The organism is Prolixibacteraceae bacterium (assembly GCA_019720755.1).
In the GTDB taxonomy this organism is placed as follows: Bacteria; Bacteroidota; Bacteroidia; order Bacteroidales; family Prolixibacteraceae; genus Halosquirtibacter; species Halosquirtibacter laminarini.
This window is the reverse complement of sequence record CP081303.1, coordinates 2986137-3007391: the sequence shown is the minus strand read 5'-3', so window position 1 is coordinate 3007391 and position 21255 is coordinate 2986137. Positions and strand designations below refer to the sequence as shown.

Here is a 21255-nt window from a genome sequence, read left to right as displayed (position 1 = left end):
AATTAATATGAAGAATATTATTTATTATATAGTAGTATTGTTGTTATTATGTTCGTGTGATGATTATTTGAATGTTGTTCCAGACAATGTTCCAACAATAGAACACTCTTTTAGAAACAGAATTGGAGCTGAGAAGTTTTTATTCTCATGCTACAGTTATCGACCTCCTGTGGGATCAGTTGACAAGGATCCTGCAATGAATGGTGGAGACGAAACATGGGAATGCTATAATAAAACTCGTTATGTTTTTACAAATAGCTATTTAGCTAGAGGTTATCAAAATGTATCAGATCCAATTTTAAATACATGGGATGGACGTCAAGGATCTCGATCTTTATGGCAGGGGATTAGAGACTGTAATATCTTCATCGAGAATGCGTATAAGGTCGTTGATTTTCAGCCAGGTGAGATGAAAAGAATGATAGCAGAAGCAGAATTCTTAAAAGCATATTATCATTTTTATCTACTTAAATCTTATGGACCAATTCCTATTACAGATCATAATTTGCCAATAAATGTAAGTGTGGATGAAGTACAAGTATTTAGGGATCCTGTCGATAAGGTTTTTAAGTATATTGTTGAGAAACTGGATCAAATTATCCCCGATTTGCCTTATCCTGAACAAATGATATTAGAGACTGAACTTGGAAGAGCTGATAGATTAACTGCTTTAACAATGAAAGCAGAAGTATTATTATATGAGGCAAGTCCATTATTTAACGGTAATAGTGATTATGTCAATTTCAAAGATGAGCGAGGTATCAGTTTGTTTCCTCAAAGTTATGATGATGAAAAGTGGAAACATGCTGCTGATGCTTGTAAAATAGCAATAGATGAATGTGCAGCTCATGGTAAATTATTACATCGTGTCGTTGATCCTTTAGTAAGTAGTCAAGATCCTTTTTTTCAAGAACAAACTACTTATAGAGAAGCTATATGTGGTTTGAGAAATAAAGAGTTAATATGGCCAAGTACAAATATAAATACAACGTTCTTAAGTATAAATGCTTCTGCTCGAATTGTTAGAATGTCTGCTGAGAACCTTAATAAAGCAACTAGTGAATGGGCCCCTACAATAAAGCTAATTGAAAAGTATTATTCAGAAAATGGTGTCCCGATTAATGAAGATAAAGATTGGGTAAATAATAATTGGTACAATCAAAGATTTAAATTAAGACCAGAACCTTCTAACGTAGACGAGAGGATGAAGGTAGAATTAAACAAACAAACCGTATACTTGCATTTTCATAGAGAACCTAGATTTTATGCGAGTTTGGGTTTTGATAAAGGAGTCTACTTTGGAAGCGGTTATTATAATTTTACAGGTGAGACACGTAATGTTCAGTATTGTAATTTTATTAATTTTGGAAAGTCCGGCTATCAAGGAGGTAGTGGATATTCTATTACAGGATATTCTGTAAAGAAAATGCATAGCTTTAAAGATGCTTTATCCCATAATAATTCTACAAAAAAATATTTCTCATTTCCTATCTATCGTTTGGCAAATCTATACTTAATGTATGCAGAAGCTCTTAACGAATATTCAGGCCCTTCTTCTGAAGTTTTTAAGTATTTAGATGATATCAGATCTAGAGCTGGATTACAAGGTGTCAAGGAGTCATGGACACAATATTCGATAAATCCTACAAAACCTGATACTAAGGATGGATTAAGAGATATTATTCATCAAGAGAGAACAATTGAGTTAGCTTTTGAAGGGAAGCGTTTTTGGGATATAAGAAGATGGAAAAAAATTGAAGTTCTGAATGAGCAACCTCGTGGTTGGAATATTTTGGCCGATAATCAAGAAGAGTTTTATAAGGTCTTGAATATTGCAGTTGAACCAGTTGAATTTGGTGTAAAGGATTATTTTTGGCCATTAAAGGAGAGTAACTTAGATGTTAATGAACATTTGATTCAAAATTATGGATGGTAATAAAACCAATAAAAGTTCTGTTATGATTAAATATATATTAACTATTTGTTCTTTGCTTTTACTTTTATCATGTGAAGAAGAACCTATCGGGCAGCAAGCTATTGATAATATTAGTCCTAATGTTGTGACTAATGTAAATGTAACAAATAAAGCTGGAAGTGCAGTTATACATTATGATAATCCTATTGATGAAGATTTCTTATACGTAAAGGCTATTTATACAAGAAAAGGTCAGGAATTGTGTGAATCAAAATCATCATTATATTGTGATAGTCTTGTCGTTAATGGATTTAGTGATGTTCAAGAGAAGGAGGTTAAGCTTATTGCCGTAGATAGGAGTCAAAATGAGTCTGAACCTACGATTGTAAAAATTAATCCTAAAACTCCTCCATATATATCCATAGCAAATTCGTTAAAATTTAAACCTGATTTTGGAGGTGTAGCTTTATCATGGGACAACGAATTTGCTGCTAAAGTGGCAGTTTCTTTGTGGGTTCAAGATTCTTTGTCAAATGAATACTCTAATATAAAAACTTATTATAGTGATGCTGCCTCAGGTGAGCTTTCAGTCAGAGGATTAGATACTAAAGAAAAGAGAATTAAGTGTTATATTTTAGACAGATGGGAGAATAAGTCAGAAACTGTCTATGATACCATAAGTCCATTTTATGAAACAAAATTCGATCGTAAGCTATTTACTGCTGTGGATTTACCAGGAGAGTCGCCTGGTGTATTTGGATGGGTTAGGCCTAAACTATGGGATGGTATAAAAGGTAATGGCTATAATGGATATAGTTCTCCAGGTGGATCTGGTGTTTGGCCACATTCGATTACTATTGATCTAGGTAAGACTGGAATGTTAAGCCGCATTCGGATTTATCAGAGATCTCAATCATTTGTGTTTGCAGAAGGTAATGTAAGAAAGTTTGAAGTTTGGGGTTGCGAAACTTTAGACCCTTCAGGAGATTGGGATTCATGGACTATGCTAGGAGATTTTGAATCTATTAAACCTTCAGGATTACCTTTTGGAAAAGTTTCTAATGAAGATATTTATGTTGCAAATAATGGAGAAGATTTTACATTTTCTATTGACAATCCCAAAGTACGATATCTTCGACTTAAGGTCAAGCAAACTTGGTCAAATGGAGATAATTTCCAAATGTGTGAATTAGAAGTTTTTGGTGATAATAGAGAATAATAAAAAATACTTAAATATGACAGTTAAATATAATAATATTTCTTATCGAATAGATTGTCGAAATCTTAGAAGTAGACTACAAAAATATGTGACGTCTATTTGTTTTATTTGCTTCTCTATATTTCTCAATTCTTGTGAAAAGATGAACAGTCTTCATCAACCTTATCTTGATCAAGGAGAGATTATATATGCAGCAAAAATTGATAGTGTTATTTCTCGGAGTGGTTATAAAAAAGTGCAACTAGATATATATTCAAATGCACAAAATATTGATTTTTTAAGAGTCTATTATAATGATTTTTTAGATTCTGTTGATGTGTCTATTGAAGGCAAAAGAGGCGTTTTTAATTTAGTTATTCCAAATCTAATAGAAAAAAAGTATGTATTTAATACAATATCTTATGATATGTATAAGAATAAATCTTTATCCTTTGAGTCTGTTGGTACTGTATATGGAGATCGATATAATTCAACCTTATTAAACAGAAAGATTACATCTATAACTAGAAAAGATGATTCCGTTGTGATTAATTGGGGAGATCCTCTGAATAAGATGGAGAAATGTGAGTTTATTTATCAAACTACAGATGGTGAAGTCGTTGTATTAAATATTTTAAAAGATGTAGATCAAACAATTATAGACAATTATGGTATTGGAATAAAATACCGCACCGCTTTTATTCCAGAAGAAAATGCCTTAGAGCTATTTTATACCAAATATACGGATAATATACCTGCTTTATTGTAATAAAATAGTGTTTAATTTTATAAAGAAACAGCCTATTCAATTCTTTGAATAGGCTGTTTTAGTATTCTTGTACCAAGAATAAAGCTTTATCTCTTTTCTAGTAGAACAACATTCTCCACATGGTGTGTGTGGGGGAACATATCTACAGGACGTACTCTTGTAACTTTGTATTTGCTATCCAATAGAGATAGGTCTCTTGCTTGGGTTGCAGGGTTACAACTTACATATACGATACGTGTAGGTTCTGCATTTAGAATTACATTGATTACATCCTCATGCATTCCTGCACGTGGAGGGTCTGTAATAATCACATCTGGTTGTCCATGTTCTTGTACAAAGTCATTGTTCAGGATGTCTTTCATGTCTCCTGCATAGAAAGATGTATTGTCAATTTTGTTATTTAAAGAGTTGACTTTTGCATCTTCGATGGCATCAGGGACATATTCGATACCAACCACTTGTTTTGCTTTCTTTGCAACAAAGTTTGCTATGGTTCCTGTTCCTGTATAAAGGTCATAAACATTTTCGTCCCCTGTCAGTCCTGCAAAATCTCTAGTGATCTTGTATAGTTCGTATGCTTGATCAGAGTTTGTCTGATAGAAAGATTTTGGACCAATCTTGAATTTGATTCCTTCCATCTCTTCGAAGATATGATCTTCGCCTTTAAAGACTTTAATCTTCTGATCTGCAATGGTGTCATTTGCCTTTGCATTGATGACATACATAAGTGCATTGATCTGTGGAAATTTGTCTGCTAAATGTTGAAGTAATGCTTCTCTTGCTTCTTGATCTTCATGATAGAAAGAGACTATCACCATATTTTCGCCTGTAGATGCAGTGCGAATGATTAAGTTCCTAAGGAATCCTTCTTGATTTCTGAGATCAAAAAACGTTAAACCATTCTCTAAAGCATACTTACGTATTTCGTTTCGTATCTCATTGGATGGCTCCGGTTGTAACCAACATTTATTGATATCGATAATTTTGTCGAACATTCCAGGAATGTGAAAACCTAGTGCATTCATATGTTCGAACTCTTTTTCTGATTCAACCTCTTCGTAAGTTAACCATCTCTTGTTTGAGAATGTATACTCAAGTTTGTTACGGTAAAATGTAGTCTTCTCTGATCCAAGAATTGGCTCCATGGTTGGAAGTTCTACTTTTCCAAGTCTATTCAGCTGGTCTTCTACCTGTTTCTGTTTGTAAAAAAGTTGCTTTTCGTAAGGCAAGAATTGCCATTTACAGCCACCACAAGTCCCAAAATGCTCACAAAATGCATCTTGTCTGTCTTTAGAGTACTCATGAACTTTAGTTACTCTAGCCTCTTGGTATCTTTTTCTTTTTTTTACGACCTGAAGGTCCACTACATCACCAGGAATTACATGTGTTGTAAAAACAACCATATCATCAATCTTAGCAATTGCTTTTCCTTCGGCACCTACATCGGTGATACGAACATTCTCGTAAAACGGTTTTTTTCTTCTACTTCTACCCAAAACGTAAAACTTAAAAATTTGTCGACAAATATAATCAAACGAAGCCCTATAATTCTGTTGTTTTTAAAAAAAAGTTATGGCTCTACTATTTGGCATTCAATTAAGTCCATAATTCCTGAGTAAATAAAGTGGTTTGGGCTTATATTTTCGATATTGGTACTTGAGGGAATGTAAGTTTGATCCGCACTAAGTTTAAAGTAGCTTAACACTTTTCCATCTTCTACTGATATTGCTTTCACTTTCCACTTTCCACTCTCTTTGACCACAGCAAGTACTCTATCTGTCTTATTGCTATGAAGTATGATAAAATTGTTCTCGTCTCTTTCCCACTGTTTTACTACTTTTTTATTTAGGTAATCGACCTTTAGCTTTAAGAGTTTTCCGGCATTCCCCGTTTTATAGAGATATAGATTGTTGTGTACAACTTGCGTCATAATATTACGTGAATCTCCCTCAAATGGAACGGTGTAAAGAAAATAAGAAAACGAAGCATCGCGTTGTCCAATCTGATAAAAAAGAACTTTAGGCATGTCAGGGTCCACCATCATTACCAATATCTTTTTATCCCCCTGGTATATAATTGTGGGTTCTGAGTTTCTTTTTCTGTCGTTATATATTGAGAAAGCACTAAAGTTTGTAACCTTCCACTCGGTGTCTATTTTTTTAATTTCATATATCCCTTTATTGGAGACCACTACAATTAAATTGTCTTCTTTAATAATATTTTGAGTATACTCTTGTGTGTTTTTAAGTTTAAGACTGCCTATGATCTTGTTATTTGTATTTAACTCTATTAGAGACCCATTGGAGAGGAGTACTAATAGAGACTTATCAAATGTAATTGTTGATATAATCTTGGTGTTTTTATCCTTTTTTAATTTCTTAGGAATATTCCATATATCTTGAATTGCAATTGCAGCATTTGGAGAGTCATACTCTTCATCCGCATAGTAAAATAGGGAGTTTCCTTTTCCAATAACAAATTGGTTATTATAGGTGGTTGTAACAATAGGGAACTCCATTTGATATTGTTTATATATCTCAGATACTTTGTTGTGAAGTGCATTGATAGACTGAAACTCTTTTACTTCACTACGTAACTTTTCGGTATCAAACTTTTTGAAGTTGGATGGGTTTGGATAGTGAAGACTATGAACATATTTGATTTTGGTAGAATCGTAAATTAAAAACTTAGATACTCTATCAATGGAGGCTACCCAAAGGGTTTTGTATTTCTCTTTATAGATGGTTGTCGTAAAATTCGGAAATAGACCTACCTCTTGTTTGTCGTAATTGCTTAACGAAAATGATGGAATATGATGTACTAAAGGAGGGTGTTTGTGAGTTCCTTCTTTAGGGATTACTTTATCTGTATTTGGAACAGGGGTGTGTTGTTTGATTGGGATCAATTTATTTTGATCTATATCTATCTTCTCTTTTCTTTTATTATTGCATTGAGATTTGTTATTTTTATTTTTTATCTTGTTGTCTTGAGGTGGTGTTGAGACAACTTTATCCGATAACTCGACGTGTTCCTTCTCTTCTGGTTGGGATACTTCTTTTTGTCTACTGTTATTCCAAAATATCGTGATTGCTGTAGCTGCTAGTACGATCGCAAATAAGATAGTTGTTTTCTGTAATTTATTTCTTTGAGACATAATCCAATTTTTTAGAATAGTTTCTGTGTTAATTGAATCCTAAAAAGATTCGTCGTGCTCTGTAAGGTATGGTCGTTCAAGGAGTTTCCAGTTAGAAATTCATATCGAAATTCTAACGTTAATTTCTTGGAGATGATATATCCTGGGGCTATTGTATATTTGTTTTGAGAAATATAAGCATTGTCTATATTTTCTCCAAATGATAGAAAAGTCTCTATCATTGGTCGTATATAAATGGTTTTAGGAATAAGTGCCGGTTTGTTGATTGGAATTTTGGTGTCTAGACGATATCTAAAACGTCCTTGCACTATGGTCTCATTATCTCCTGTAAGATCCCATGTAATTCTTTCTTCCATTAAAAACCGATTGGTAAATTTAAAGCTGTTGAATCTTGGCCATGTTAATGAGACTGCTTGATATGGACGTAATTCGAATTGATATTTCTCTCCATACCTACCAACATAATTAATACGTGCTCCTACGGAAAATTTAATGTCTCTTCGGAATCGATAGCTTATTTCGTTTCTTATTTCAGTTCTATTCCAATCATCTTTTTTCGGAATATAATGAATTCCAAGAGCACCGATATAGGTCCAATTGGGTTTTATTGATTTACTGACAAAGTAGTAAGCTCTATATTGTTCATATTTATCTGTTGCATAGAGATTATGAGTGAATATTAGTAGTAAGCTGCTAATTAAGAGTTTTCTAAGTATGTCGTTTCTGTTGTTTTGTGTCATTTCAAGATTAGTCTGTTGTTGTGTGTTTTTTCGATCAGTGATCTTTTTGAATACACAAAAGAAAAATAAATATTTTGAACTCAAAAAATGTGCCTGGTGTCTTTTTCATTTCATAATAAACTATAAACATGGTATTGGGTAAAAAAGTTTATGTATATCATTAGTTAAAATCGCAATTCCGAGATGAAATATTATATCTTTGTCCACCTTAGGTTTAATCCAAAATAGAGTTCCATGATATCTGTAGAGCAGCTGACAGTCAGCTTTGGGGGTTTTGATCTTTTTAAAAATATTACGTTTAAAATAAATCCCAAGGATCGTATTGGTTTAACTGGCCGTAATGGTGCAGGAAAATCAACGATGTTAAAAGTATTTGCCAAGCAACAAGAGGCTTCCTCTGGAGAGGTTATATGTCCTAAGGATGTTACTGTTGGTTATCTTCCACAGCATATGATGATTAATGATAATCGTACGGTGCTTGAAGAGGCTGAATCCGCTTTTGAGGAAATTTTGATTTTAGAAAATGAGTTAAAACAACTCAACGAATCGTTGGCTGTTAGAGAAGATTATGAGTCTGAATCGTATATGGATCTTATTCATAAAGTTACAGATTTAACGGATCGTTTACAGATAATCGGTGCTGGTAACTACATGGCATCTATTGAGCAGACATTAATAGGTCTGGGTTTTAAAAGAGATGACTTTCAGAGACAAACATCGGAATTCTCAGGTGGTTGGAGAATGCGTATTGAGTTAGCCAAAATTCTATTGAGGAGACCTGATGTATTTCTTTTGGATGAGCCAACGAATCATTTGGATATTGAATCGATACAGTGGTTGGAGAATTTCTTGAAAGATTATCATGGTGCCGTTGTTTTGGTTTCGCATGATAGGGCTTTTCTTGATAATATTACGAATAGAACAATAGAGATAAGTATGAGTTCTATTCACGATTATAAGGCCAATTATAGCCAATATCTCGTTCTGCGTAAAGAGAGACGACAACAGCTGGAAGCAGCGTATGAGAATCAGCAAAAGATGATTAAAGATACTGAAGACTTTATCGAACGTTTTCGCTATAAAGCGACCAAAGCTGTTCAGGTACAGTCTCGTATTAAACAGCTTGATAAAGTGGAACGAATTGAACTTGATGTAGAAGATAAACGTTCTCTCAATATCAAGTTTCCTCCAGCACCTCGTTCAGGTACTATTGTGGTTGATGCCAAAGAGGCTTCTAAATCATATGATCATTTGGTTTTAGATAAAGTGGATCTTGAGATTGAACGTGGACAAAAAATTGCGTTTGTCGGAAAGAATGGTGAGGGTAAGTCTACTATGGTGAAGATGATCATGCAAGAGATTGCTTTTGATGGTGCAGTGAATCTTGGTCATAATGTAAAGATTGGGTATTTTGCTCAAAATCAAGCATCTTTGTTGGATGAGACATTAACTGTTTTTGAGACTATCGACAATATTGCTGTTGGTGATATGCGTACCAAAGTAAGAGATATTTTGGGCGCTTTTATGTTTAGCGGAGAAGATGTGGATAAGAAGGTTAAAGTCTTGTCTGGGGGAGAACGTTCTAGATTAGCAATGATCAAACTTCTTTTAGAACCTGTTAATTTGCTAATTCTGGATGAGCCTACCAACCATCTTGATATCTCATCTAAGGAGCTTTTAAAACAAGCGATTGTTGATTTTGAAGGAACGGTAATTGTGGTATCTCATGATAGAGAGTTTCTTGATGGTCTTGTTTCTGATGTTGTAGAATTTCGTGATAAGAAATTACGTCACCATAATGATGGTATCTATGGCTATTTGGCTATGAGACAAAAAGAGCTAGCTGCCGAGAGTGTACTCTTAAAGCAAATTGTTGCCACAAAGAAATCTGAGTCGGAAAATGGAAGCGATGAAGGCACTACGTCATTAAGTTATGCTGAAAAGAAAGAGATAAATAAAAAAATATCGAAAGCTGAACGTGACTTACAAAGAGCTGAAAATAATATTGAGCGTCTCGAATCAGAGATAGAAAAGATGGATGATGAGGTGGAAAAGGATCCATCAAAAGGAACGGATATGGAATTTTTTAAGAGGTATGATGCTCTTAAAAATGATCTTGATGTTGAAATGGAGACGTGGGAAGATTGTAGTGAGAAACTTGATTCAGTCCTCACGTTAAGAACCTGGTAGATAAATATAAAATAAGTAATCAAATAAATATTGAGAGATGAGTTCGCAGGCAAATGATTATATTTTTGGAATTAGAGCCATAATGGAAGCTATCCATTCGGGTAAAGCAATTGAGAAAATATTATTAAAAAAAGATAGTAATGGGGAGCTGTATAATGAGCTATTTGCACTTATAAGAGCAAATGAGATTCCTTTTCAGATGGTCCCTATTGAGAAGTTGCAGAAGGTTACAAAAAATAATCACCAAGGAGCTATTGCATATGTGTCTCCGATAGAATTTGCAAATTTTGAGATGTTGGTTGCTGAAAAGGTAAATACAGTCGATTATAGTCCATTATTTCTACTTCTAGATAGAATTTCTGATGTTCGTAATTTTGGTGCTATCGCACGTTCTGCAGAGATTGCTGGTGTGGATGCTATCATTATACCTGAGTCTGGTTCTGCTCGTATTAATGCAGAATCGATCAAGACATCAGCAGGTGCACTTCTTACCATTCCTGTGTGTAAAGTTAAGCATTTGAAAGATGCCGTTTTTACACTTCAACAGTATGGTGTAAAATGTGTTGCTGCATCGGAGAAATCAAAAAGCTTCTATTATGAGTGTGAATTTACTTCTCCTGTAGGAATTGTTATGGGATCTGAAGACAAGGGGGTGACTCCAGGAATTTTGAAAGTAGTAGATCAGCAAGTTGCCATCCCTCAAAAGGGAAAAATTCAGTCACTGAATGTTTCTGCAGCAGCGGCAGTATTGCTTTTTGAAGTGGTAAGACAGAGAGGATAACTGTAGATTGTTATTTTTAAGATTATAAATAAGGAGCCTTTAGAGGCTCCTTATTGTTTTTATGTCTTATGCAAACACGTTTTCCAACTCGATATTTTCATCGTGCTCCTCTTAATTGTGATTCAAAATTATTGGCACTTCACGACGAAAAGTCTCTTCTAAAGAGATAATGGTTTCTGTGGAAGTAATCCCTTTTATTGGTTGAATTTGATGGATCAATATATCTTTAAGATGCTCATTATCTCTAGAATATACTTTTGCAAAGATAGCATATTGACCTGTTGTATAGTGACACTCTACAATCTCAGGAATCTCTTTTAGTTTTTCAGCTACTGTAGGATAGAGGCCTCCTTGATCTAAAAATATTCCCACATAAGTACACGTGCTATAATCCACTTTTTTCGGATCGATATGGTATCCAGAACCAACAATTACTTTCATCTCAATAAGTCTATTGACACGTTGGTGTACTGCAGCTCTTGAAATTCCACACTTTTCAGCAACATCTTTGAATGGAATACGTGCATTCTGAGAAATGATATCCAGTATTTTTAAATCTATATCGTCTAGTTTACCTTTATTGCTCATTTTTATAATATACTTAATTATTCATTCAGAAATCTATCTCATTGCTTGTTTTCATTATCAAAGATAAACAAAATGTTATTTGAGTGTGTCAATAAACAATTATTTAGCGGTTCTAAATAATATGTTTTATAATATGTTTTTCTTTTTATCTATGTATTTCTTTGCATTCTGGATGATCTGTAATTATGCTATGTTGTCACCTGTTGTATCTTAAGACATATCGTTTTTTAAAAGCAATCGCAATGTGGTTAATGATCGTAGATAAATTAAGTGTGAATAAAACTAAATGAATTCTGTCTTGTTATATAAATATCTATGATAAAAATTTGTTCCAAAAACGTTTCTATTATGAATAAGTCTCTATTGTTGTTACTACTTCTTTTATTTTCCTCTTGTATTTATGCACAAAATGATGGAGATGATTTGAGGACGCAAGCTGTAAAGTATGCAAGAGTGTTGAATATTGTTGATGAGTACTATGTTGATAGTGTTGATATTAAGTCATTAACCCAAACTGCAATTAAAAAAGTATTATCTGATTTGGATCCTCATTCTACTTATGTTAGTTCTGAAGAGGTGGATAAGATGAATGAAGCTCTTGATGGAAGTTTTGAAGGGATTGGAATATCGTTCAATATTTCAGATGATACTTTAGTTGTGATGAGTACTATCTCAGGTGGCCCTTCAGAGAAAGTTGGGATCCATGCTGGAGATAAAATAATAAAAGTAGATGGAGAGAATATTGCTGGTATCGGCCTTACTAATTCTAAAGTATTTGAGGTCTTAAAAGGTGAAAAGGGATCTAAAGTATCGTTATTTATAAAGAGAGGAAAGTTTGCACCGATGAACTATACTGTAGTTCGTGACAAGATCCCTATTTATAGTGTTGATGCATCTTATATGGCTGATCCTACTACTGCTTATATTAAGATAAATCGTTTTGGTGCAAAAACGGAAATAGAGTTCTTGTCTTCTTTAAAAAAACTTGGTTATGATAACAATATTGACAACCTAATCTTAGATCTTCGTGGTAATGGAGGAGGATACCTTCGTGCTGCTATTGGTATTTCGAACCAGTTCTTCCCCAAAGAAAAACTATTGGTGTATACTTCAGGTCTTCACAATCCTAGAAAAGAGTATTATTCAGATTCGGATGGAAGTTTTAAGAAAGGTAAAGTAATTATTCTAATTGATGAAGGTTCTGCTTCAGCTAGTGAGATTGTGACTGGGGCTGTCCAAGATTGGGATAGAGGATTGGTTATAGGACGTCGTTCCTTTGGGAAAGGTCTAGTACAACAGCCTTTTATGTTGACAGATGGATCATTGATTCGTTTGACTGTCGCACACTATTTTACCCCAGCAGGTCGTAATATCCAGAAGCCATATGGAGAAGGTCGTAAGGTCTATTATTCGGATCTAAGCAATCGTATCAAAGATGGGGAGCTGTTTGATTCTACAAAAGTTGTGCGTGACTCATCTAGAGTCTACTATACTTTGCGTAATAAACGTAAGTTTTATGGTGGAGGGGGAATTGTTCCTGATATCTATATTCCTTTAGATTCAACTGTTAGCTACTCCTATATAAATACTTTGATTCGAGAAGATATCTTCTATCCATTTGTATTTAACTATTTAAATAAAGTGCGGACTTCTATTAAAGCAAAGTATCCTGATTTTGAATCTTACAAAACGAGTTATGTTATTCCTATCGAAGTTATAGATGAGCTGAAATCGGAAGCAAAGAATAAATTGCCAGATTTGGAGGTGGTAAATGATAAGCAGTCAAATAAGATGATTTCGTTACATTTCAGGGCAATAATGGCTAGATTTCTTTATCCTAGAGGAGCATTCTATGAGATTCTGAATACTGACGATTCTGAGATCAAAGAGGCGTTAGATCTCATACATCACCCTAAAAAGTATGAAGAGAAACTCTTGGGTAAAAAAGGATAGATCAATGACTATAGGTCATTATTTCATTGAACCTTTTAAGATTAGGATTCTTCTAATCTTAAAAGGTTTTATTGTGTTTGACAATTGGTTATTGTTTAATTCGTGCTTTTTGGTTGTATTATTAAATTGTAATTTTTAAATAAAAAGATGCAAGGTTTATCTCTTTTTAGGGAATCGCTAAATTATTTGCATCTTTACACTTTGTTTAAAATAATAGTATGATTGATTCAATATTAGGTTGGTTAACTACAGATCGACACCTTGAATGGATAAGTGCAATTCTTGGTTTTTTATATATCTTCTGTTCTATAAAAGAACATCTATTGACTTGGTTCTTTGGTATATTAACTTCGGCTCTTTACGTATATGTATTCTTTGTGAATAAGTTTTATGCGGATATGTCGTTACAAGTTTATTATGTCGTAATTAGCTTCTATGGTTGGTATATGTGGATGAGAAAGGTCGATGATAAGAATCCTGCTGTTCAAGTAAGATTAGCGAATAAAAAGGAGTGGGTTGGTATCTCTATCTCCTCTTTGATCCTATATTTCGTTATATGGTATGTTTTAAAATATCATACAGATTCTCCTGTTCCTGTTGTGGATGCTTTTACTACAGCATGTAGCATTGTTGCCACATGGATGATGACTCGAAAGATATTAGAGCAGTGGATCTTTTGGGTTGTGATTGATTTCGTGTCAATGGTAATCTATCTTTATAAAGGTATGGTCCCTACTTCTCTTTTGATGGGAACATATACTGTGTTGGCCGTGGTTGGATTTGTTACTTGGAAAAAACAAATGAAACCGACAAAAATAGCTTCGAATGCTTAGAGTGGTCGTAACTGGTGCAGAATCTGTTGGCAAATCGACGATATCAGAAATGCTAGCTAAATACTTTCAAGGGACTAATATTCCAGAGTATGCTCGAACTTATGTTGAGGAACATGGCTATACTTACCAGTATGATGATGTAGTGGCCATTGCAAAATATCAAGTAGAAGAGGACCTAGAGATCGAACAACTTTCGGATTCTATTGTATTCTATGATAGTTGGTTGATAATAACGAAGGTATGGCTTTTTGAGATGTATAAACAAATGCCTGATTTTGTAGATGCTCATATTGCTGACCATAAGGCTGATCTGTATCTTCTTTTGACTCCTGATCTTCCTTGGGTAGAGGATCCTGTTAGAGAGAATGGAGGGGAGATGAGATGGAAACTACATCAAAAATATAAAGAGGAGCTAGAGCATTACCAATGTAATTACGTGGAGGTCTCTGAAGTGGGTGAAGATCGATTTCTTCGTGCTAAAAGTGAAGTAGAAAAATTATTACGGATTAATACGGACTAGAATGGATACGAATGATGTAAAGAAGAGGTTTGATTACGTCGTTAATTCTCTTTCATCTCCAACATCTTATGGACAAGTTTGTCACGAACATTATGACAATGAACCTCTGCCAAGTATAGATGTTTTAAAGGAGATAGTTGAGAAAGTAAGGCAGTTAATTTTTCCAGGTTTTTATGGTTTTATACCTTTAAATACTAATACTCTAAAATATTACACAGGACTACTTGTTGATCAGGTTTATGAATCCTTAGTAGATCAAGTTCTGGCAGGATTGTGTTTTTCTTGCAATCAAAAAAGGTCTATGTCCCTTTTAAGCGAACGTCAAAAAAAAAGTAAAGATATTACGATTCGATTTATTGAGTCCATTCCTTATCTACGAGAAATGTTGTCAAAAGATGTGGAGGCTGCATTCCTAAACGACCCCGCAGCATCACATCGAGGTGAGGTGGTGTTTAGTTATCCTTCTATAAAGGCTATCTGTAACTATAGAATCGCCAATAAACTGTATCAATTAGGAGTGCCAATGATTCCTCGAATTATATCTGAACTTGCTCACTCTGAGACTGGAATAGATATACATCCACTTGCCAATATTGGAGAGTCATTCTCTATTGATCATGGAACAGGGGTAGTAGTGGGTTCGACATGTATTATTGGTGATAGAGTTCAATTGTTTCAAGGGGTTACTCTAGGTGCTAAGAGTTTCCCATTGGATGAGAATGGCAATCCGATAAAAGGTGTGCCTCGTCATCCAATAGTTGAAGATGATGTGGTAATATATTCAAATGCAACGATTTTGGGGCGTATTACAGTCGGACATCACGCTACTATTGGGGGGAATGTTTGGGTCACGGAAGATGTAATGCCTTATGGTCGAGTAATACAAGGAAGATCAAGAATTGAAAAATTTAATGATGGAGGAGGAATTTGAATTCGTTCTATGTTTGATTTTCATGGAATTCGTCTATTTTTGTGTGAATTATAATGGGTAAAAGTTCTATTGTGGAAAACTACAAATACGTAGCCAAAACATTCGCTGGTTTAGAAGGAGTGTTGGCAAAAGAGTTAATCGATCTAGGAGCTTCTAATGTTGAAGAACAAAGAAGAGCAGTTAGTTTCGAGGGGGATAAAGAGATGTTGTATCGTGCAAACTATTGTTGTAGAACAGCTTTAAGAATCCTGAGACCAATTTATGAGTTTGATGTGCAGAGCAGAGACTCTTTATATGAAGAAGCATCAAAAGTAGATTGGACGCAATATCTAACTTTAGGTAAGACATTTGCTTTAGATTCAGTTGTTACCTCTGATTTATTTGCTAATTCCATGTTTGTTTCTTTACGTGTTAAAGATGCTATTGTGGATCAGTTTAGAAAGAAGTACAAGAAAAGACCTTCTGTTGATCCAGAAAATCCTGATATTAAAGTTCATGTGCACTTGATGGGTAATAAGTGTTCTCTTTCTTTAGATAGTTCAGGAGAGGCTCTTTATCGTCGTGGATATAGAATCGGACAGAATGATGCTCCTCTAAGTGAAGTATTAGCTGCTGGTATGATTCTACTTAGTGATTGGGATCAAAATAGTGCTTTTGTAGACCCTATGTGTGGTTCTGGTACGCTTCTTATTGAGGCTGCGATGATTGCTTATGGTATTCCTCCTGGGGTTTATAGATCAAGCTTTGGTTTTGAAAACTGGCCTGATTTTGATGCCGATGCATTTGAGAATGTATACGATGCGGACTATGAAAAGGAGTTCGATTATCCTATTCTTGGTTCTGATGTTCATCCTGGTACACTTAAAATTGCAGAGAAGAATATTAGAAATGCAAACTTATTTAAGTGTATTCACCTAAAACATAAGGATATTCGTGAATTGAAGTGTCTGGTTGATGGCGGTACAATCATTACAAATCCTCCTTATGGAGAGCGTATGAAACCTCAAAATATTGAGAATCTTTATCGTTCTATTGGAGATACTCTTAAGAAAGAGTTTACTGGTTATGATGCTTGGATTCTATCTTCTTCTAAAGAAGGATTTAAGAGTGTTGGTTTAAGAACTAGCCAAAAGATCAAACTTTTTAATGGTTCTTTAGAGTGTAGTTTCAATCACTATGAGCTTTATGAAGGATCGAAGAAACGTCCTTCAGAGTATCTAGAGGAAGAAGATAATTAATGGAGATTGATTATCTGAGATATATTAAAAAGGCTAATCCTCAATGGGTTAGCCTTTTTTTTTAATTTGTATATATAGTGATGTGTCAGAGCATTAATGATCGCCATTCAAAATATTATAGTAATATTTGTTTAGAACTTATCTTTAATATTCGATTACTATTCGTAGAGTCGTATGAGAAATCACTGATAACATCCATCGTAGATTATATAACCTCATATTTGGACTTGTATACTCTATAACGAACTCGGATTGCCATTTTCTATCACTTATATAAGGTATCGATTACAGCTACAATAAGTTGTACTCATTGTAGCTGTCTAAATAGTTGCTATTTATAACTTCCGAAATGGTGTCCTTTGAGGGATTTTATTCTTATCCCATCTTTGTAGCCAACAACGAATGCATCTTGAATAGTGGTGTCTTCTTGTATTTTTTTGCAATATGACTTCGCTTTTGCGTATGACTTAAATCTTCCTATCAGGAATTTTGTGACTCCATTAGTGTCTTCGTCAATAATTTCTGCATCAATACGGAAATATTTATGAGCAGTTTCATTTGTAAATGGTATTTGACTGAAAGCAGCTAGCTGTACTCTAAATTCCCATTTACTAGATTTATAAACCGCCGACTCTATTTTGACCTTTTGTCTTTTCTTATGCTTGTTTATATATGAATAGGTACCCATCACATATAGACCACGATCAAACTTTTGTGTGGCTTTTAACTTGAATAGATAATGTATCGTATCTTTGGCTGTCATGTTATCATCCACAATCTTTATTGTCTCTAGATCGTATTTGCCAGTTTTTTCATTATAGCCCATGATACCAGGAAGTAGTTCAATTTCAAGTTTCGCATCTGCTTTGAAGTCTCCTTTGATTACGTTAACCTCTACCAAACACTCTTCTCCTTGCCCAATACTCTCTTTGGTTTTGATATCAAACTCATGAACATCTTTTCGGAAGAACTCTTTATTCTGACTTCGAATAAGCTTCTTCATCTTCTGCTCTTTATCCTTGGCAAAATTAAATTTATAAGCAAGGCTTAGACCTGCATTTAGGTATATTGGCATACGATTAAAATTGTAATCTTTGTCGCTTCCTCCTGTGTAATATTGACGCTTCATAATGTTTCCATCGGCATGGAGTCTAAGGGCGAAATGTTTAGACATATTGTAATCCACAATTATACCTGCTCCTCCAGCAATAGCCCAGTTTTTTTCTAGTGCTGGTAATGTTTGATTTTGTAAGTAATTGATACCACCTCCGATTTTACCATAGAATGTAAAGCGAGAGTCCACAACATCTTTGTTGGCCCAGTTTGAGAAATTTATCAGCATATTAAATCGACCATCGATAACTGTTGGTTGTACTTCTTGCCCTAAAATCATGCCATAGTTTCCTTCTAATCCTAGAATGAAGATGTCGTTAATAGCTCTATTCACCGCAAAATGACCTATCGGTGCGATGCTCTTATAGTCTATATTTGATCCCATATTCTCTTTAAAAAATGTCGATACACCGCCTCCGGCTTCAATAGTCCATGCTTTTTCAATGCGATGTTTGGTGAGTTTGGCCTCTTTCTTCTGTGGCTTCTCCTCTTTTTTTGTCTCTTGAGCAAAAGTTTTACTCATATTGGATGCAATAACCGTCGTAATCAGAAAAAAAAGTAGTATTTGTCTTTTCATAATCATATAGATGATTGATATTCTATGTATTCAAATGATTCTATTGTACTAATTAACTAAGTATCTGAAAGTTTGAACTTATTATATAAATATAATATTATTATTTTACAATGATGTAAAGATGCAAAAATATCTTATTTCTTTATATAAATTACGATATTCTCTTTGTAAACGTGGTTTGGTTCCATTTTTGTTAATTATTTTTGTAATAGATGTTACCCTAAACTATTGATCAATTGTATTGTTCATTGAGGTGACATTGGGTCACTATTTTAACCAATCATTTTTATAATGTGTAAGTATATATTATTATTCGTATTTGGGCTTCTTATTATTTCCAATACAAATGCTTCAACTGACAAGGAGATTCATTTTAGAGTTAATAAAAATGCCTTTGATTCTATTGCTCTAAATTTAGAGTATGGGAATGTAGTCTTTTACGAAACGACCAACGATTCATTGCTTGTAGATGTTCGAATTACGATGGACAATATTGCGGAGAATAAGGCAAACAAAGAGCTTGAAGATTATGATGTATTGCATCATATTAATGATGGATTACTTTCAATAAGTCAGACTCGTGGACAAGTAACAAACACGGTTCGAAAGTATCGTTTTAATTATCGTATCGGAGTGCCTACTTATTGTCCTTTATCTATTAAGATGATTTTCTCAAAACTCAATATGGATTCATGGCCATCTTCTTTAAATATTGATGCAACTTATTGTCAAATCAATTTACTTAATCAGGTTGGAACTGAAGCTTATTCAAAAGTAAAGATGAAGTTTGACTATTGTGATATCAATTCTGATACCATTTATCAGGCAGATGTGGTTCAAAAAGGCGGAATCTTTAATGTTAAATATATAAAAGAGGCGACTATAGATGCAAAACAAGCTAAAGTTTCTCTAGGATATTTTAAAGGATCTAAGATTAAAAGTAAAGAATGTGTTGTGACGGTAGATTCTATAGATAATGTGAGGATAAATGCAAATCAATCGTTTATTTCACTTCATACGATTACGTCAAGTCTTTCTTTATATTCAGATCTCTCAACAATTTCTTTGGGTGATATTGTAGAAGGTGGATGTAAACTCAACTTGGATATTGTGGATGGGGATCTACATATGAAACATATTCTTGATAGTTTTTCTGAGATTCAATTAGATTTAATGAATGCAATGATAGATGATAATCTTGATCTAAATGATTACGAAAAGAGTACTCAGGATGGTTCTACGATATATCATAAGAAGAATACTTATATCTCAATTCCGGTGCTTTTAAATTTAAAACTTCAGCGTGGAACTTTATTTAATGAGTAAAAAAACGAATTTATGAGACTTCAAACTTGTGTGACTTTCCTTTTCCTTTTTACAATTTCTTTGGTTCAAGTTGCCAAAGCTGATATTGATGTTACTTTAAAAGGAGTTCAAGAGGAGAAGAAGATATTTTTAGCAACCTATGAAGGGTCTAAGATTTTTCTCCTTGATAGTGTGATGTTAGATAGTGGGAAAGGTGTAATTCCTACAAAGAATGTCAAAGGTGCGGGGCTATATATTCTATATGTTGATAAAGAACATCATAAAGAAATTCTTATCTCCAATGACTTCGATTTTACAGTATATGGAAGTTTGTCAAGCCAATTAAATATTCGTAAAATTGATGGCTCCAAAGAGTCTGAATATTTTCTCTTATACGAAGATTGGCTTTCTGCTGCAAGAGAGAGAATGAAAAGTTATCAGATGCAATATAAGGTCTACAAAACAAACAAAGATAGTGTTCAGTCAATAAAGGATCGTATTTTATCTTTGAATAAGGATGTTCAAGCTTTTATACAGAAAGAAAGCAGTCGTTCATCAACGGTGTTTTACTCTGACTTTATTCGTGCTACTCAGCCCGTTAAGTTACCAAAGGCTCTTTATGGTAATGCGAAGAAGGATACTGTTCTATGGAAACGACAATACCAATTTATGGTAGCTCATTATTTTGATCATATAAATCTTTCCAATGCAGCTTTTGTTCGTACTCCTATTTTACAAAATACGATGGATAAATACTTAAAAGATATCTTAGTTCCTACACCAGACTCTATTGGACCTGCTCTTTTGCATGTGATTGAAAAGAGTAAGCAAAATGACGAGGTGTATAAGTTTGTTGCCAATTATCTTTTAACAAGTTCGATCAATTCGAAGATAATGGGAATGGATAAGGTATTTGTTCAAATTGCTTCTCAAAACCAGTTAAGATCAGGGCAAGCCTTAGTAGATTCTGTCAATTATAAGAAGATCAAAGATAAGGTTACCTCCATTTCTCCTGTTTTAATAGGAGCTAATGCACACAACCTACATCTACAACGTCCTGATGGTAGTGATATATCTCTCTTTGATATGCATGGTCAGTTACATGTTGTTGTCTTCTGGGAACCGAATTGTAGCCATTGTAAAAAACTAATTCCCGAACTTTATGAAAAAGCTTTCACTAAATATTTTGCTGACGGTGTCGATTTCTTCGCTGTAAATACACAACAAGATACCGCTAAATGGAAAAATTTCTTATCTGAAAAACATTTAAATGATTGGGTTAATGTTTATGATATGTATGGAAATTCCTTTATGCATCATTACTATAATGTAACCACCACACCAAAGTTGTTCTTATTAGATCAAGACATGAAGATTGTGGCTAAAGATATTGGAGTGGAGACATTAATGAATATTTTAGCTGAGAAATTAGACAAAAAATAAATCTTGT

Annotated in this window: 17 protein-coding genes; 12 read left to right on the top strand and 5 right to left on the bottom strand. The window is 34.0% G+C overall.

Translation table 11 applies throughout. The annotated features are described in order from the left end of the window. The first annotated feature begins 7 nt into the window (after nucleotides 1-7). The 3 genes from K4L44_11845 to K4L44_11835 all read left to right on the top strand — a co-directional run bounded on the left by K4L44_11845 (nucleotide 8) and on the right by K4L44_11835 (nucleotide 3882). Nucleotides 8-1936 carry a RagB/SusD family nutrient uptake outer membrane protein gene (locus tag K4L44_11845; protein ID QZE13277.1) on the top strand — a complete coding sequence of 643 codons (1929 nt, stop codon included), beginning with the start codon at nucleotides 8-10 and terminating at the stop codon, nucleotides 1934-1936. Between the two features lie 22 nt (nucleotides 1937-1958). Next, nucleotides 1959-3134 (top strand): DUF4959 domain-containing protein, encoded by a 1176-nt coding sequence (locus K4L44_11840; protein ID QZE13276.1) that lies wholly within the window; start codon nucleotides 1959-1961, stop codon nucleotides 3132-3134. 142 nt (nucleotides 3135-3276) lie between these two features. Beyond that, on the top strand, nucleotides 3277-3882 hold the full coding sequence (locus K4L44_11835) for a DUF4998 domain-containing protein (protein ID QZE13275.1): 606 nt from the start codon (nucleotides 3277-3279) through the stop codon (nucleotides 3880-3882). 86 nt (nucleotides 3883-3968) lie between these two features. On the opposite strand, the gene rlmD is transcribed toward K4L44_11835, so the two are convergent. From rlmD to K4L44_11820, 3 genes are all read right to left on the bottom strand, one after another. Beyond that, entirely contained in the window at nucleotides 3969-5378 is a 1410-nt protein-coding gene (gene rlmD / locus K4L44_11830) for a 23S rRNA (uracil(1939)-C(5))-methyltransferase RlmD (GenBank protein ID QZE13274.1), read from the bottom strand. A 74-nt stretch (nucleotides 5379-5452) separates the two neighbouring features. Next, complete coding sequence (locus K4L44_11825) at nucleotides 5453-7036, bottom strand: hypothetical protein (protein ID QZE13273.1); 1584 nt, start codon at nucleotides 7034-7036, stop codon at nucleotides 5453-5455. Nucleotides 7037-7047: 11 nt separating this feature from the next. Beyond that, a complete protein-coding gene (locus tag K4L44_11820) occupies nucleotides 7048-7776 on the bottom strand; it encodes a DUF2490 domain-containing protein (GenBank protein ID QZE13272.1) in 729 nt (242 codons plus the stop codon). A 234-nt stretch (nucleotides 7777-8010) separates the two neighbouring features. Here K4L44_11820 and K4L44_11815 point away from each other — a divergent pair, with 234 nt between their 5' ends. Both K4L44_11815 and rlmB read left to right on the top strand, forming a co-directional pair. Further along, nucleotides 8011-9966, top strand: coding sequence for an ABC-F family ATP-binding cassette domain-containing protein (locus K4L44_11815; protein QZE13271.1), 1956 nt, complete (start codon nucleotides 8011-8013; stop codon nucleotides 9964-9966). Between the two features lie 37 nt (nucleotides 9967-10003). Further along, nucleotides 10004-10747: a 23S rRNA (guanosine(2251)-2'-O)-methyltransferase RlmB gene (gene rlmB / locus K4L44_11810; protein ID QZE13270.1), complete on the top strand. Its 744-nt coding sequence runs from the start codon at nucleotides 10004-10006 to the stop codon at nucleotides 10745-10747. A gap of 111 nt (nucleotides 10748-10858) precedes the next feature. Here rlmB and K4L44_11805 read toward each other — a convergent pair whose 3' ends face one another. Continuing rightward, nucleotides 10859-11335, bottom strand: coding sequence for an Lrp/AsnC ligand binding domain-containing protein (locus tag K4L44_11805; protein QZE13269.1), 477 nt, complete (start codon nucleotides 11333-11335; stop codon nucleotides 10859-10861). Nucleotides 11336-11683: 348 nt separating this feature from the next. On the opposite strand from K4L44_11805, the gene K4L44_11800 reads away from it, so the two are divergent. The 5 genes from K4L44_11800 to K4L44_11780 all read left to right on the top strand — a co-directional run bounded on the left by K4L44_11800 (nucleotide 11684) and on the right by K4L44_11780 (nucleotide 16810). Continuing rightward, a complete protein-coding gene (locus tag K4L44_11800; GenBank protein ID QZE13268.1) occupies nucleotides 11684-13288 on the top strand; it encodes a S41 family peptidase in 1605 nt (534 codons plus the stop codon). A 218-nt stretch (nucleotides 13289-13506) separates the two neighbouring features. Continuing rightward, nucleotides 13507-14121, top strand: coding sequence for a nicotinamide riboside transporter PnuC (gene pnuC / locus K4L44_11795; GenBank protein QZE13267.1), 615 nt, complete (start codon nucleotides 13507-13509; stop codon nucleotides 14119-14121). Continuing rightward, nucleotides 14114-14641, top strand: a complete 528-nt coding sequence (locus tag K4L44_11790) for an ATP-binding protein (GenBank protein ID QZE13266.1) — start codon at nucleotides 14114-14116, stop codon at nucleotides 14639-14641. The genes pnuC and K4L44_11790 overlap by 8 nt, the downstream gene beginning before the upstream one ends. 1 nt (nucleotide 14642) lies before the next feature. Further along, entirely contained in the window at nucleotides 14643-15572 is a 930-nt protein-coding gene (locus K4L44_11785; protein QZE13265.1) for a serine acetyltransferase, read from the top strand. Nucleotides 15573-15643: 71 nt separating this feature from the next. Continuing rightward, nucleotides 15644-16810: an RNA methyltransferase gene (locus K4L44_11780; GenBank protein ID QZE13264.1), complete on the top strand. Its 1167-nt coding sequence runs from the start codon at nucleotides 15644-15646 to the stop codon at nucleotides 16808-16810. A gap of 331 nt (nucleotides 16811-17141) precedes the next feature. On the opposite strand, the gene K4L44_11775 is transcribed toward K4L44_11780, so the two are convergent. Then, nucleotides 17142-18500: an SPOR domain-containing protein gene (locus K4L44_11775; GenBank protein QZE13263.1), complete on the bottom strand. Its 1359-nt coding sequence runs from the start codon at nucleotides 18498-18500 to the stop codon at nucleotides 17142-17144. 291 nt (nucleotides 18501-18791) lie between these two features. Between K4L44_11775 and K4L44_11770 the strand changes: the two genes are divergently transcribed. Further along, nucleotides 18792-19826 carry a hypothetical protein gene (locus tag K4L44_11770; protein ID QZE13262.1) on the top strand — a complete coding sequence of 345 codons (1035 nt, stop codon included), beginning with the start codon at nucleotides 18792-18794 and terminating at the stop codon, nucleotides 19824-19826. 12 nt (nucleotides 19827-19838) lie between these two features. Beyond that, the gene (locus tag K4L44_11765) at nucleotides 19839-21248 is read left to right on the top strand and encodes a redoxin family protein (protein QZE13261.1); all 1410 of its coding nucleotides are present in this window, start codon (nucleotides 19839-19841) and stop codon (nucleotides 21246-21248) included. Nucleotides 21249-21255: the final 7 nt, after the last annotated feature.

What these genes read in the sequence shown, in the direction of transcription:
- K4L44_11805 (QZE13269.1), bottom strand. Translation starts at nt 11,335, where the DNA reads ATGAGCAATAAAGGTAAACTAGACGATATAGATTTAAAAATACTGGAT.
- K4L44_11770 (QZE13262.1), top strand. Translation starts at nt 18,792, where the DNA reads ATGTGTAAGTATATATTATTATTCGTATTTGGGCTTCTTATTATTTCC.
- K4L44_11825 (QZE13273.1), bottom strand. Translation starts at nt 7,036, where the DNA reads ATGTCTCAAAGAAATAAATTACAGAAAACAACTATCTTATTTGCGATC.
- K4L44_11765 (QZE13261.1), top strand. Translation starts at nt 19,839, where the DNA reads ATGAGACTTCAAACTTGTGTGACTTTCCTTTTCCTTTTTACAATTTCT.
- K4L44_11840 (QZE13276.1), top strand. Translation starts at nt 1,959, where the DNA reads ATGATTAAATATATATTAACTATTTGTTCTTTGCTTTTACTTTTATCA.
- K4L44_11800 (QZE13268.1), top strand. Translation starts at nt 11,684, where the DNA reads ATGAATAAGTCTCTATTGTTGTTACTACTTCTTTTATTTTCCTCTTGT.
- K4L44_11775 (QZE13263.1), bottom strand. Translation starts at nt 18,500, where the DNA reads ATGAAAAGACAAATACTACTTTTTTTTCTGATTACGACGGTTATTGCA.
- K4L44_11845 (QZE13277.1), top strand. Translation starts at nt 8, where the DNA reads ATGAAGAATATTATTTATTATATAGTAGTATTGTTGTTATTATGTTCG.
- K4L44_11815 (QZE13271.1), top strand. Translation starts at nt 8,011, where the DNA reads ATGATATCTGTAGAGCAGCTGACAGTCAGCTTTGGGGGTTTTGATCTT.
- pnuC (QZE13267.1), top strand. Translation starts at nt 13,507, where the DNA reads ATGATTGATTCAATATTAGGTTGGTTAACTACAGATCGACACCTTGAA.
- K4L44_11820 (QZE13272.1), bottom strand. Translation starts at nt 7,776, where the DNA reads ATGACACAAAACAACAGAAACGACATACTTAGAAAACTCTTAATTAGC.
- K4L44_11790 (QZE13266.1), top strand. Translation starts at nt 14,114, where the DNA reads ATGCTTAGAGTGGTCGTAACTGGTGCAGAATCTGTTGGCAAATCGACG.
- K4L44_11835 (QZE13275.1), top strand. Translation starts at nt 3,277, where the DNA reads ATGAACAGTCTTCATCAACCTTATCTTGATCAAGGAGAGATTATATAT.
- rlmB (QZE13270.1), top strand. Translation starts at nt 10,004, where the DNA reads ATGAGTTCGCAGGCAAATGATTATATTTTTGGAATTAGAGCCATAATG.
- K4L44_11785 (QZE13265.1), top strand. Translation starts at nt 14,643, where the DNA reads ATGGATACGAATGATGTAAAGAAGAGGTTTGATTACGTCGTTAATTCT.